A 13,805-nucleotide genomic window follows, 5' to 3' on the forward strand; every position below is an offset into this window, starting at 1 on the left:
CGCTTCCCGCCGGGGCGCCAGCATACGGGACCCCGGCTGCAACAGTTTTTTGAAATCGTTGCAAACTCATCCCGCCGGGTGCGCCGCCGCCTGCCGCCCCGGCTGGCCGAGCCAGAGCACCAGTGCGATGCCGACGAGGCCGGCGGCCGAGATCGTCAGCAGCCCTCCGGTGAAGTCGCCGGTGCGGTCCTTGATCGCGCCCACCACGTAGGGTGCGACGAATCCCGACAGGTTGCCGATCGAGTTCACCACCGCGATGGCGCCCGCCGCGGCGGCCCCCGACAGGGCCTCGGTGGGCAGCGTCCAGACGATGGGCAGCGCCGCGAAGATGCCGAAGGCGGCGCCGGAGAACAGCACCATCTTGAGCACCGGATCGCCGACGAGCGCCGCGCCGATCGTGCCAAGGGACGCGCAGGCGAGGGCCGCGACGAGGTGGAAGCGCCGCTCCCGCCGCGCATCCGAGCGCCGGCCCCACCACAGCATGCCGATCGTCCCGACCGCGTAGGGGATGAGCGTCACGAAGCCGGTCTGGAGGTTCGTGAGCCCGAACGCCTTGATGATCTGCGGCAGGAAGAAGCTGAAGGCGTAGAGCAGAGCCACGGCGCCGAAATAGATGAAGGCGATGGCGATCACGCGGAGATTGAAGATCTCCCGGGTCAGCGGCTGGTGCCCGGCCGCCCCGCCGCGCTTGGCCTCCTCCTCGGCCATCCGCCGTTCCAGCCAGGCGCGCTCGTCGGGGTTGAGCCAGTGGGCGTCGGCCGGCCGGTCGGTCAGGTAGAAGAAGGTGACGATCGAGAGGATCACCGCGGGCGCCGCCTCGATCAGGTAGAGCCACTGCCAGCCCTTGAGGCCGAGGAGCCCGTCGAGTTCGAGGAGCGCCCCCGAGATCGGCGCGCCGATCAGGCTGGAGAGCGGGATCGCCACCATGAAGGCGCTGACGATCCGGGCCCGGTAGGCCGCCGGGAACCACAGGGTGAGATAGAAGATGATGCCGGGGAAGAAGCCGGCCTCCGCCGCGCCCAGGAGCAGGCGCATCACGTAGAAGCTCGTCTCGCCCCCGATGAAGGCCATGCCGCCGGAGATCAGGCCCCAGGACAGCATGATGCGGGCGATCCAGCGCCGCGCCCCGAAGCGCTCCAGGAACAGGTTGGAGGGCACCTCGAAGAGGAAGTAGGTGAGGAAGAACAGCCCGGCGCCGAGCCCGTAGGCGGTGGCCGAGATGCCGAGGTCGCGGTTCATGGTCAGCGACGCGAAGCCGACATTGACCCGGTCGAGATAGGCCACGAAGTAGCACAGGATCAGGAACGGGATCAGCCGCCGGCTGACACGGCGGAGCGTGCGGGTTTCGAGGTCGGTCATCGGCGTGAGTGTCCTCCCGTCCGGGTCTGTCGCGCCCGGCTGACCCGGGCCATGGACCGGACGGGCCGTCTTGGCAAGCGGGCTCGGCAAGCGGGCTCGGCAAGCGGGCTCGATCCGCCGAAGGGCGGCGCCGCATGTCGGGCGCGGCGCCCTTGTCGGGAACGGCACTTCGGTCTAGTGCTCCCGCCTCTCCGCGCGGCACGCCCAACCGGCCGGCCGCGCGCGCCTGAATTCTCGTGGTTCGATCGGGATCCGACATGGTAACGCCACGCCGAGACAGCGGCAGCGACCGTCCCTCGCTCAAGGACGCCCGGGTCCTGGTGGTCGAGGCCCGCTATTACGACGACATCGCCGACGAGCTCCTGCGCGGCGCCACCGAGGCGATCGCGGCCTCGGGCGCCGAGGCGGAGGTCGTGACCGTGCCGGGCGCGCTGGAGATCCCGCAGACGGTGGCGATCCTCGTCGAGGCCGCCGCGCGGGCGAGCAAGCCCTACGACGCGGTGGTGGCGCTCGGCTGCGTCATCCGCGGCGAGACCGGGCATTACGACATCGTCGCGGGCGAGAGCGCGCGGTCCCTGATGGACCTCTCGGTCATGCTGCGGCTGCCCCTCGGCAACGGCATCCTCACCGTCGAGACCGAGGCGCAGGCGCTCGCCCGGGCCCGCGTCGCGGAGATGAACAAGGGCGGGGGCGCCGCGGAGGCGGCCCTCGCGGTGCTGGCCCTCAAGCGCGCGAAGGCCGCGGAGCGCCCGGACCGCACCATCGGCTTCACCCCTCGCCGCGCCGCGGAGACAGCGGAATGAAACCTGCCGAGCGCAGCGGCGCCCGCCTGGCCGTCGTGCAGGCCCTCTACGAGATGGAGATCTCGGGCAAGGGCGTGATCGACGCGCTGGCCGAGTTCGAAGCCTTCTGGATCGGCCAGGTGGTCGATGGGATCGAGCACCCGCCGGCCGAGACCGCCTTCTTCCGCGACGTCCTGCGCGGCGCCGTGGAGGAGCAGCGGGCCATCGACCAGCGTCTCGACGGGGCGCTCTCCGCCGGCTGGCCGCTGCGGCGGCTGGAATCGGTGCTGCGGGCGATCCTGCGCGCGGGCGCCTACGAGGTGATCTTCCGCAAGGACGTGCCGGTGCGGGTGGCGATCTCCGAATACGTGGACGTGGCGCACAGCTTCTACGGCGGCGACGAGCCCGGCCTCGTGAACGCGGTGCTCGACAAGGTGGCGCGGGCCGCCCGGTCCGAGGAGCTGGACAAGGCGGGCCGCGAGGGCTGAGGCGGAACGGCCGTGGCCGCCCTCCCCCGCCCGAGCGAGGACGAGCTGATCGCCCGCTACTTCGCGCCGCTCGCCGGGCCCGGCGGGCTCGGCCTGCGCGACGACGCGGCGGTGCTGACCCCCGCGCCGGGCCACGACCTCGTGCTCACGGTCGACGCGGTCGTCGCCGGAATCCACTACTTTCCCGACGATCCGCCCGCCTCGATCGCCGCCAAGGCGCTCGGCGTGAACCTGTCCGATCTCGCCGCCAAGGGCGCGGATCCGCGCGGCTTCCTCCTGACGCTGGCCCTCGCCGACGATTGGGACGAGGCATGGCTCGCCGCGTTCTGCACGGGCCTGAGCGTGACAGCCGCCCGCTTCAGCTGCCCCCTCCTCGGCGGCGACACGGTGCGGGCCGGCGGCCCGACGCTCATCAGCGTGACCGCCCTCGGCGAGGTGCCGCAGGGCCGCATGATCCGGCGCTTCACCGCGCAGCCCGGCGACATGCTCCTCGTGTCGGGCACGATCGGCGACGCCGCCCTCGGCCTCGCGCTCCGCCGCGATCCCGCCTGGGCCGCCGGCCTCGGCGAGGCCGACCGTCAGCACCTCGCCGACCGCTACCTGCATCCGCGCCCGCGCCTCGCGCTGGCGCCCGCCCTCCTCGCCCATGCGCGGGCGGCGATGGACGTCTCGGACGGGCTCGCGGGCGACCTCGCCAAGATGCTGCGGGCCTCCGGGGCCAGCGCCGAGGTCGAGATCGCCGCCGTGCCCCTCTCGGACGCCGCGCGGGCGGCGCTCGCGCGGGACGAGCGCCTGATCGAGCCGATCCTGACCGGCGGCGACGATTACGAGATCCTGTGCGCCGCGGCTCCCGGCGAGGTCGAGGCCCTGCGCGCGGCCGCCCGCCGGGCCGGACTCGCTCTCGCCCCGATCGGCCGCGTGACCGAGGGCCATGCCGCCCCGGCCTTCCGCGATGCGGCCGGAACGGCGCGGATCTTCGCCTCCGGATCGTTCAGCCACTTCTGAACTCCGACCTTCGTCGGGTTTCCCCCGGGATTTCCATGCTCTGCCCCTGAAGCCGAGCCGTCAGAGCGTTTGCGCTCGCCCGTGAAGTTTGGCACTCAAGTCGGGCGGGTCGAGATCGATCGATTCCGCACATCTGGGGAGGGACACCCGCACGGGACGCCGCTCGCCACACAGGCCGTCGACCGTCGCGGGACAAAGCCCGACATCAAGGACGGTAGAATGACCGCACTCCTGCTCATCATCGTGGGCGGCCTCTGTGCCGTTGCCTACGGCATCTACACGATCAACGACGTCATGCGGCGCGACGCCGGCACCCAGCGCATGCAGGAGATCGCAGGCGCCATCGCCGAGGGGGCGCAAGCCTATCTGCGGCGGCAATACCTCACCATCGCCGTGGTCGGAATCCTGCTCTTCGCCCTGCTCTCGTGGTTCCTGGGCGTGAAGGTCGGGATCGGCTTCCTGATCGGCGCCGTCCTGTCCGGCGCGGCCGGCTTCATCGGCATGAACGTCTCGGTACGGGCGAACGTGCGCACCGCGCAGGCCGCGACCCAGTCCCTCGGCGGCGGGCTCGAAGTCGCCTTCAAGTCGGGCGCGGTCACCGGCATGCTGGTGGCGGGGCTCGCGCTCCTCGGCGTCGCCCTCTACTACACCTTCCTCACCCGCCAGCTCGGCCTCTCGCCCGCGAGCCGCGAGGTCATCGACGCCCTGGTGGCCCTCGGCTTCGGCGCCTCGCTGATCTCGATCTTCGCCCGTCTCGGCGGCGGCATCTTCACCAAGGGGGCGGATGTCGGCGGCGACCTCGTCGGCAAGGTCGAGGCCGGCATCCCGGAGGACGATCCGCGCAACCCCGCCACCATCGCGGACAATGTCGGCGACAATGTCGGCGACTGCGCCGGCATGGCCGCCGACCTGTTCGAGACCTACGCGGTGACCCTCGTCGCCACGATGGTGCTCGCGGCGATCTTCTTCTCCGGCCAGACGGATGTGGGCGGGCGCAACGTTCTCGAAACCATGCTGATCTACCCGATGGCGATCGGCGCGGCCTGCATCGTCACCTCGATCATCGGCACCTTCTTCGTCAAGCTCGGCGCCAACCAGTCGATCATGGGCGCCCTCTACAAGGGGCTGATCGGGGCCGGCGTGCTCTCCATCGCGGCCGTCGCGGCCATCAACGCGGTGCTGTTCGGCGGCTTCGCGACGCGCTTCACCACCAATACCGGCGTGAGCTTCACGTCGCTGAGCCTGTTCCTCTGCGCCGTGGTCGGCCTCGTGATCACGGCGCTCATCGTCGTCATCACCGAGTACTACACCGGGACGAACTTCCGGCCGGTCAAGTCGATCGCACATTCCTCGGTGACGGGCCACGGCACCAACGTGATCCAGGGGCTGGCGATCTCCCTCGAATCCACCGCCATGCCGGCGATCGTGATCGTGGCGGGCATCATCGCCACCTACTCGCTCGCCGGGCTGTTCGGCATCGCGGTCGCGGTCACCGCCATGCTGGCGCTCGCGGGCGTCGTGGTGGCGCTCGACGCCTTCGGCCCCGTCACCGACAATGCGGGCGGCATCGCCGAGATGGCGGGCCTGCCCAAGGAGGTCCGCAAGTCCACCGACGCCCTCGACGCGGTCGGCAACACCACCAAGGCCGTCACCAAGGGCTACGCGATCGGCTCGGCCGGTCTCGGCGCGCTGGTGCTCTTCGCCGCCTACACCTCGGACCTGAACTACTTCACGCAGAACGCCACGGAGACGCAGTACCGCTACTTCCAGGGCGTCAGCGTCGATTTCTCGCTGTCGAACCCCTACGTGGTGGTGGGCCTGCTGCTCGGCGGCCTGATCCCCTACCTGTTCGGCGGCATCGCCATGACGGCGGTGGGCCGGGCCGCGAGCGCGGTGGTGGAGGAGGTGCGCCGCCAGTTCCGCGAGAAGCCCGGCATCATGAAGGGCACGGACCGTCCGGATTACGGCCGCGCCGTCGACATGCTGACCCAGGCGGCGATCCGCGAGATGGTGGTGCCCTCGCTGCTGCCGGTGCTGTCGCCGGTAGTGCTGTTCTTCGTCATCAACCTCATCGCCGGCAAGGCGCAGGCCTTCGCGGCGGTGGGCGCCATGCTGCTCGGCGTGATCCTCACCGGCCTCTACGTGGCGATCTCGATGACCTCCGGCGGCGGCGCCTGGGACAACGCCAAGAAGTACATCGAGGACGGGCATCACGGCGGCAAGGGCTCGGACGCGCACAAGGCGGCCGTGACCGGCGACACCGTCGGCGACCCCTACAAGGACACGGCCGGCCCCGCCGTGAACCCGGCGATCAAGATCACCAACATCATCGCCCTGCTGCTGCTGGCGATCCTGGCGCATCACTGAGCGCGTGAACCCGGAGCCCGCGCGCAGTCGCCGCGTGCGGGCTCCCCGCATCCGGGGGGACCCGCGATGGCGGATCAGGGCTTCTCGCCCGCGATCGCCACGCCGCCGTCGAACCCGTCCCGGATCACGCCGACCAGAACCGTCTTCACGTTGAAGCCGCGCGGGGTGAAGGCGAGGCGGTAGCAGCTCCGCGCCGCGCCGATATCCGCGAACCGGCGATCGGATGCGGCCGTCGTGGCCTCCTCGTCGTAGGTCGAGGTGATCAGCCCGGCCTGTTCGAGGTCGAAATCGACCGCCGAGAACATCCGCATCTCGGATGTCGGCTTGCTGTACTGGCAGTGGACGCCGTTCTCCTCGAGGCTGAACAGGCGTTGCAGTTCCAGCCCGTTCAGGGCCTTGATCGTCGACAGGATCGTCTGCTGCTCGCCCGCATCCACTCCCGTGATGCGCGCGTTCTCCAGCGACACGACCAGGCGGTCCCTGTCCTTCAGGGTGAACTCGACCCAGCCCGCCTTCAAGCTCTGCACCCGCGAGGTCATCGCGAGGAGATCGCGGAACGCCCGGCTCACAGCGTTGAAATTGAGGAAGAAGATCAGCGCCAAGCCGACCGGCAGGACCACGCTCCAGATCATGCTGCCGGCGAGAGAAACAGCCTTTGCCATGTGCGCCTCCCGCCCGGGCGCGGTCTCCGCCGCAGCCCGGGCAGTTGCGAAGACTGTATTCAAGAGAGACGCCCGTCTGTGCGCCGCATCACTCTTCGATCGCGAAGGACAATTCTTTCCGCGATGCCAAGCTTTGCGTTCCGGTCGATCCGATCGACCGGAACGAGGTCCGATGAATAGCCTGCGCCCGCGGCGCTCAGCGCCCTGCCGCGAGCACCGGCGCGAGCCGCCGCACGGCCTCGTGCAGATCGGCGGCGCTGCGCGCGAAGCACAGCCGCAGGAAGCCCTCGCCGCCCGGACCGAAGGCGGTGCCGGGCGCCACGCCCACATTCGCCTCGTCCACGAGCCGCATGGCGAGGCGCCGCGCATCGGGCTCGCCGGGAATGCGCGGGAAGGCGTAGAACGCGCCCGCCGGCGGCGGCAGCTCGACGCCCGGCAGCCTTCCCAGTCCCTCGGCGAGGATGCGGCGGCCCTCGCGCGCCTGCGCGATCTGGGCCTGGATCAGCGCCTCGCCCTCGCGCATCGCCACGACGGCCGCGTGCTGGAGGAAGGTCGCGACGCCGGAGGTCCCGTAGAGGATCAGCCCGTCGACGATACGGCCCAGATCCGCCGGCCCTTCGAGCCAGCCCACCCGCCAGCCGGTCATGGCCCAGTTCTTCGAGAAGGTCTGGACGAACAGCACGCGGTCGCGGTCCTCCGGCTCCCAGACGTCGCGGAAGGAGGGCGCCCGCCCGAGGGCCTCGTGGGCCGGGTCGAAGCTGAAGCGGCCGTAGATCTCGTCGGCGATGATCCAGAGGTCGTACCGGCGCGCGATGGCGAGGAGCGCCCGCAGATCGGCATGGCTCGCGGTCCAGCCGGTCGGGTTGGCGGGCGAGTTCACCACGATGGCGCGCGTGCGCGGCGTCACCGCGGCGGCGAGGCGCTCGACGTCGAGGGCCCAGCCCGATTCCGGCGCGAAGCTCATCGGGACCATCACGCGGCGGGCGCCGCCGGCCTCGATCGCGCCGAAGAAGTTGGGCCATGTCGGCGTCGGCAGGATCACCTCGTCGCCCGGCCGCGCGGCGATCTTGAGGGCGATCTGGAAGGCCTGCATGCCCCCGACCGTGACGAAGACCCGGTCGGGGGTCGTCCCACCGCCGTAGACCCCGGCGAGATAGGCCGCGATGGCCTCCCGCAGCTCCGGGATGCCGAGCATGCGGGTGTAGAAGGTGTGGCCGTCCCGCAGGGCGCGGGCGGCCGCCTCGCCGATGAAGTCCGGGGTCGGGCGGTCGCCCTCCCCCACCCAGAGCGGGATCAGCCCCGGCCGGTCGACGCCGTAGGCGATCAGCTCGCCGATGCCGCTCGGCAGGACGTCGTCCGCCTCCGGGTTCACGGGCGGCAGCGACGGGGGCTTCGGCATCGGCGTCATGGGGGCTCCTGGCTGGGGGCTTCGAGCCCCCGAGCCTTGCCCCGGCCGCCCGCCGGACTCAACCCTCGCGAACGAGGATCAGGGTCCCGAGAGGCGGCAGCGTCAGGCAGAGGGAGAAATCCTGCCCGTGGGACGGCTCGGGCAGCGCCTCGACGCCCCCGTAATTGCCCACGTTGCCGCCGCCATAGGTCGCCGCATCGGTGTTGATCGCCTCCCGGTAGAAGCCCGGGGCCGGCACGCCGACCCGGTAGCCCTCGCGGGGGATCGGGGTGAAGTTCGAGACCACGATGGCGATCTCGCCCTCCCGCTTCCCCTTGCGCGCCCAGGCGATCACGCTGTTGTCGGCGTCGTCCGCCACCAGCCACTGGAAGCCCGCGGCCTCCGTGTCGCGCTCGTAGAGGGCCGGGGTCGCCGCGTAGAGGCGGTTGAGGTCGCGCACCAGCTCCTTGAGCCCGCCATGGAACGGGTCATCGAGGAGGTGCCAGTCGAGGCTCTGGTTGTGGTTCCACTCCCGCTCCTGGCCGAACTCGCCGCCCATGAACAGCAGCTTCTTGCCGGGATGCCCCCACATGAAGCCGAAATAGGCGCGCAGATTCGCGAATTTCTGCCAGCGGTCGCCCGGCATCTTGCCGAGCAGCGAGCCTTTCCCGTGCACCACCTCGTCGTGGGAGAGCGGCAGGATGAAGTTCTCGGAGAAGGCGTAGAGCAGCCCGAAGGTCAGGTCGTGGTGGTGGTAGCGGCGGTGGACCGGGTCCTTCGAGATGAAGCGCAGGGTGTCGTGCATCCACCCCATGTTCCACTTGAAGCCGAAGCCGAGGCCGCCCGTGTAGGTCGGATGCGAGACGCCGGGCCAGGAGGTCGATTCCTCCGCCACCGTCATGGTGCCGGGGGCGTGCGAATAGGTGGCCTCGTTGGTGCGGCGCAGGAAGTTGATGGCGTCGAGATTCTCGTTGCCGCCGTACTGGTTGGGGATCCACTCGCCCGCCCGGCGCGAATAGTCGAGGTAGAGCATCGAGGCCACCGCATCGACCCTCAGCCCGTCGAGGTGGTACTCCTCCAGCCAGAACCGGGCATTGGCGGCGAGGAAGGCCGAGACCTCCGTGCGCCCGAAATTATAGATGTAGGTGCCCCAATCCTGGTGGAAGCCCTGACGCGGGTCGGCGTGCTCGTAGAGGTGGGTCCCGTCGAACAGGCCGAAACCGTGGGCGTCGAGGGGGAAGTGCCCGGGCACCCAGTCGAGCAGCAGGCCGATTCCGGCCTCGTGCGCGGCGTTCACGAACTCGGCGAAATCCTCAGGGCTGCCGAAGCGGCTCGTCGGCGCGAACAGCGAGACCGGCTGATAGCCCCAGGAGCCGTCGAACGGATGCTCGGTGATCGGCAGGAGCTCGATATGGGTGAAGCCCATCTCCTTCACGTAAGGGATCAGGCGCTCGCCCAGCTCCCGGTAGGTGAGATAGCGGTTGCCCTCCTCCGGCACCCGCGCCCAGGAGCCGAGATGGACCTCGTAGATCGAGATCGGGCTGTGGCGATGGTCGGCCTTGCCGCGATTCGCCATCCAGGCCGCGTCGCGCCAGTGCGGCGCGGGGCGGCCCACGAGCCGCGAGGCGGTCTCGGGCGGCTGCTGGGCCGCGAAGGCGACCGGGTCGGCCTTGAGCGGCAGGAGCGACCCGTCCGGACCACGGATCTCGAACTTGTAGTGGGCGCCCTTCGGCAGGTCCGGGATGAACAGCTCCCAGACGCCGCCATTCTGCCACAGGCGCATCGGGTGGCGGCGGCCGTCCCAGTCGTTGAAGTCGCCGACCACGCTGACGCGACGGGCATTGGGGGCCCAGACCGCGAAGCGGAAGCCCGCGATGCCGCCGATCGTGATCGCCTGCCCGCCCAGCACCCGCTGCACCGCGTCGTTGCCGACGTCGCGCAGGAGCCCGATCTCGTCCTGGGTGAGGGTGGCGCCGAACTCGTAGGGGTCGCGCCGGACGCGCTCGGTGTTGTCCCAGCCCTCGACGGCGATGCGGTAATCCGGGCGACGCTCCTGGGCGACGCTCCCGACGAAGAAGCCCGCCGGGTGGCGGCGCTCCATCTCGATCCGCGTCTCGCCGACGATCAGGGCGGCGGCCCGCGCCTCGGGCAGCACGGCCCGCACCTCCCACTGGCCGGGAGCGACCTCGTGCGGGCCCAGCACCGCGAAGGGATCGCCGTGGTTCGCCGCCATGATCGCCTCGACGGCGTCGGGCTGGACCCCGCCATGGCGGGACGGCGTCGGCGTCCGGGCCGGCGCCGGGGCACCGGGCGGAATCGCGGCGTTCTGGGGCATCCGGGAGGGCGGAGCCGGTGGGCGGGCGCGGGTCGCGTCAACCGTCATTCGGGCACCTTTCGCATCTCGTCGAGCAGGGAGAGGACGCCGCGGGCCGGAATCTCGATCCAGTCCGGGCGGTTGTTGGCCTCGTAGTCGATCTCGTAGAGGGCCTTGTTGAGCAGGCAGAGCCGCAGCAGCCGCTCATGGGTGGCATCGTCCGTGACCGCGGCCCGGCTGCCCCGCACCGCGAGCCCGTAGGCTTCGAGGAAGGCGCCCTGGATCATCGCCCGCCACGCCGCCACCGCCGCGACCGTCCGGTCGCTGGCCTCGGCGAAGCGCGAGACGAGTTCGCGGGTCACGGTCTCGCCGCCATAGGCGAAGGAGCGCAGCACGCCCGCCACGTCGCGCAGGGGCGTCGCCTTGGCCCGGCGCTCGTCGACCGGCCGGGACGGCTCGCCCTCGAAATCGACGATGATGAGATCGTCCTGCGAGGCGAGCACCTGGCCGAGGTGATAATCGCCGTGGATGCGGGTCTTGTGCGCGCCCTCCGGCTCGTGCTGGCCGAGCCGCGTGATCAGCGCCTCGATATCCCCCCGCGCGGCCAGGATCTCGGCCGCCACCTCGCGCGCGCCCTCGGAGGCCGACGCACCGATGCCCGCGACGCCGCGCATCGCCTTCTCGGCCTGGCGGCGGGTGTCGGCGACGAGGCTGGCCAGATCCTCGGCCGTGAAGGGCTCCGCCGCGAAGGCCGGGTCGTCGGTCTCCATGGCGAAGGCGCGGTGCATCTCGGCGGTGCGCTGGCCGAGCAGGTTCGCCCAGCGCAGATGCGTGGCGAAGACCTCCTCGGCCGCCGGCGCCTCGCTCTCGGGCACGAGCACGATCGTGTCGAGGTCGCGGCGCAGGTACTCGCGCATCAGCGTCCACGCATCGCCCTGGTTGCGCACGAAGGCCTGGAGCAGGGCGAGGGCCGTGCGGGTGCCGTCGGGCGCCACCTGCTCGACGGTGCCGAGCAGCGCGGGCGTGTTGCGGAAGCCCGCCACCTCGGTGAGGAAGCGGCCGACCTCCACCTCCGGATGGGTGCCGGTCTGGAGCCGGCGCAGGATCTTCAGCATCAACCGCGAACCGAAGGCGATCGAGGTGTTGCTCTGCTCCGCGGTGAGGCGCCGGATGTCGGCCGGATCGAGGTCGAGCTCGGGATCGAAGGCGGAGGTCGCCCGGAACTGGATCTCGCCCGCCTCCGAGGGCAGGTCGAGGCCGCGGCGCATGCCGTCGACCATCGCGAGCGCGAAGTTCGCCGAGGAGGCCGCCCCGTAGAGGAGACCCATGCGGGCGCCGCGGCGCACGCGGGCCACCGCGTGATCGAGGAGCGCCTCGTCCTCGCGGCCCTCATCGACCGCGAGCGGCGTGAAGTATTCCTGCCGCTCGCCATTCGCCAGCGACACCGCGAGGCGCGGCAGCAGGAAGCCGCCCTTGCCCACGCGCTCGGGCAGCACGGCGCTGTCGGTGACCTGAACGCTGCGGATGCGCGAGCCCTTGGCGCCGAACCAGCGGCGCGAGCCGATGAAGAGCGGCGCCACCGTGCGCTCGAAGGCCTGCCGCTCGCGGCCCTTGATCAGGGTCTCGACGCCGCCGGTGAGGACGAGGGTGAAGAGTTCGGGCGCCTCGGCGCGGGGCGCGGCCTCGGCCTGACCCTGCGCGAGCTGGAACCAGTAGAAGCCGTAGGCCGGCAGCGTCAGCAGGTAGGGCAGATCGCCGATCGGCGGGAAGGAGGTGCCGCCAGTCAGCTCCACCGGCACGGCGGTGCGCAGTTCCGACAGGTCGAGCTGCACCGCCTGCGGCGCCCGCGACAGGTTGGCGACGCAGAGCACCTTCTCGTCGCCGGACTCGCGCAGCCACGCAAGCACCTTGCGGTTGTCCGGATAGAGGAAGCGCAGGGTGCCGCGCCCGAGAGCGGCCTGGTTGTTGCGGATGGCGATCATCCGCCGGGTCCAGTTGAGCAGGCTCGTCTGGGCGCGGCTATGGGCCTCCACGTTCACCGCATCGAAGCCGTAGATCGGATCCTGGATGGTGGGCAGGAACAGGCGCGCGGGATCGGCCCGGGAGAAGCCCCCGTTCCGGTCGGGCGACCATTGCATCGGGGTGCGCACCCCGTCGCGGTCGCCGAGATAGATGTTGTCACCCATCCCGATCTCGTCGCCGTAGTAGAGCACCGGCGTGCCGGGCATCGACAGCAGCAGGAACTTCATCAACTCGATCTTGCGCCGATCGTTCTCCAGGAGCGGCGCGAGGCGGCGGCGGATGCCGAGATTGATGCGGGCGCGCCGGTCGGCGGCGTAGAAGCTCCAGAGGTAGTCGCGCTCCTTGTCGGTCACCATCTCGAGCGTCAGCTCGTCGTGGTTGCGCAGGAAGATCGCCCACTGGCAGCCCTCCGGGATCTCCGGGGTCTGCCGCATGATGTCGGTGATCGGGTGCCGGTCCTCCTGCGCGATCGCCATGTACATGCGCGGCATCAGCGGGAAGTGGAACGCCATGTGGCATTCGTCCCCATCGCCGAAATACTGCGCCGTCTCCTCCGGCCACTGGTTGGCCTCGGCGAGCAGCATCCGGTCCGGATAACCCTCGTCGAGCGCGGCCCGGATCTTCTTGATGACCGTGTGCGTCTCGGGCAGGTTCTCGCAGTTCGTGTCCTCGCGCTCGATCAGGTAGGGGATCGCGTCGAGGCGCAGGCCGTCCACGCCCATGTCGAGCCAGTAGCGCATCACCTCGATCACCGCGTCGAGCACGCGCGGGTTGTCGAAGTTCAGGTCGGGCTGGTGCGAGTAGAACCGGTGCCAGTAATACGCCTTGGCGATCGGGTCCCAGGTCCAGTTCGAGGCTTCCGTATCGAGGAAGATGATGCGCGTGTCGCGATACTTGTCGTCGGTATCGGACCAGACGTAGAAGTCGCGCCACTTCGAGCCCTTGGGGGCGTTGCGGGCGCGCTGGAACCAGGGGTGCTGGTCCGAGGTGTGGTTGATGACGAGCTCCGTGATGACCCGCAGGCCGCGCTCATGGGCCTCGCGCACGAAGCGCCGGAAGTCGCGCATCGTCCCGTAGGACGGGTTGATGCCCTTGTAGTCGGCGATGTCGTAGCCGTCGTCGCGCAGGGGCGAGGGATAGAACGGCATCACCCAGATCGCCGTGACCCCGAGGTCGCGGATGTAGTCGAGCTTGGCGGTCAGTCCGTCGAAATCGCCGATCCCGTCGTTGTTCGAATCGAAGAAGGATTTGACGTGGACTTGGTAGATGATGGCGTCACGGTACCATTGCGGATCGCTGCGATCGATCATCGCGTCAGAGCCTCGTTCGACCGGGTTCCGTGCGCCAAGCGTGAGACGGTGAAGTCCCGCATGAACGTGGTGCGCCGGGAGGGAGTTCGGGAAACGACGGATGCGACCG

At 70.3% G+C, this 13,805-nt stretch carries 9 protein-coding genes; 4 read left to right on the forward strand and 5 right to left on the reverse strand.

Annotated elements, in window-relative coordinates; translation table 11 throughout:
• Positions 1-66: 66 nt before the first annotated feature.
• Complete coding sequence (locus tag ACE101_RS28840) at positions 67-1,359, reverse strand: MFS transporter (protein WP_379137229.1); 1,293 nt, start codon at positions 1,357-1,359, stop codon at positions 67-69.
• Positions 1,360-1,616: 257 nt separating this feature from the next.
• On the opposite strand from ACE101_RS28840, the gene ribH reads away from it, so the two are divergent.
• The 4 genes from ribH to ACE101_RS28860 all read left to right on the forward strand — a co-directional run bounded on the left by ribH (position 1,617) and on the right by ACE101_RS28860 (position 6,001).
• The gene (gene ribH / locus ACE101_RS28845) at positions 1,617-2,162 is read left to right on the forward strand and encodes a 6,7-dimethyl-8-ribityllumazine synthase (protein WP_379137231.1); all 546 of its coding nucleotides are present in this window, start codon (positions 1,617-1,619) and stop codon (positions 2,160-2,162) included.
• A complete protein-coding gene (nusB, locus tag ACE101_RS28850; protein ID WP_379137234.1) occupies positions 2,159-2,629 on the forward strand; it encodes a transcription antitermination factor NusB in 471 nt (156 codons plus the stop codon). Before ribH ends, nusB begins: the two co-directional genes overlap by 4 nt.
• A gap of 12 nt (positions 2,630-2,641) precedes the next feature.
• Positions 2,642-3,634, forward strand: coding sequence for a thiamine-phosphate kinase (gene thiL / locus ACE101_RS28855; protein WP_379137237.1), 993 nt, complete (start codon positions 2,642-2,644; stop codon positions 3,632-3,634).
• Between the two features lie 219 nt (positions 3,635-3,853).
• Positions 3,854-6,001, forward strand: coding sequence for a sodium-translocating pyrophosphatase (locus tag ACE101_RS28860; protein WP_379137240.1), 2,148 nt, complete (start codon positions 3,854-3,856; stop codon positions 5,999-6,001).
• Positions 6,002-6,075: 74 nt separating this feature from the next.
• On the opposite strand, the gene ACE101_RS28865 is transcribed toward ACE101_RS28860, so the two are convergent.
• From ACE101_RS28865 to treS, 4 genes are all read right to left on the reverse strand, one after another.
• Positions 6,076-6,663 carry a hypothetical protein gene (locus tag ACE101_RS28865; protein WP_379137242.1) on the reverse strand — a complete coding sequence of 196 codons (588 nt, stop codon included), beginning with the start codon at positions 6,661-6,663 and terminating at the stop codon, positions 6,076-6,078.
• A 196-nt stretch (positions 6,664-6,859) separates the two neighbouring features.
• Positions 6,860-8,071 carry a pyridoxal phosphate-dependent aminotransferase gene (locus ACE101_RS28870; protein ID WP_379137245.1) on the reverse strand — a complete coding sequence of 404 codons (1,212 nt, stop codon included), beginning with the start codon at positions 8,069-8,071 and terminating at the stop codon, positions 6,860-6,862.
• Positions 8,072-8,129: 58 nt separating this feature from the next.
• Positions 8,130-10,385 carry a 1,4-alpha-glucan branching protein GlgB gene (glgB, locus tag ACE101_RS28875; protein ID WP_379139013.1) on the reverse strand — a complete coding sequence of 752 codons (2,256 nt, stop codon included), beginning with the start codon at positions 10,383-10,385 and terminating at the stop codon, positions 8,130-8,132.
• A gap of 44 nt (positions 10,386-10,429) precedes the next feature.
• The gene (gene treS / locus ACE101_RS28880; protein ID WP_379137248.1) at positions 10,430-13,696 is read right to left on the reverse strand and encodes a maltose alpha-D-glucosyltransferase; all 3,267 of its coding nucleotides are present in this window, start codon (positions 13,694-13,696) and stop codon (positions 10,430-10,432) included.
• Positions 13,697-13,805 lie beyond the last annotated feature (109 nt).

Source organism: Methylobacterium carpenticola, from assembly GCF_042748905.1.
In the GTDB taxonomy this organism is placed as follows: domain Bacteria; phylum Pseudomonadota; class Alphaproteobacteria; order Rhizobiales; family Beijerinckiaceae; genus Methylobacterium; species Methylobacterium carpenticola.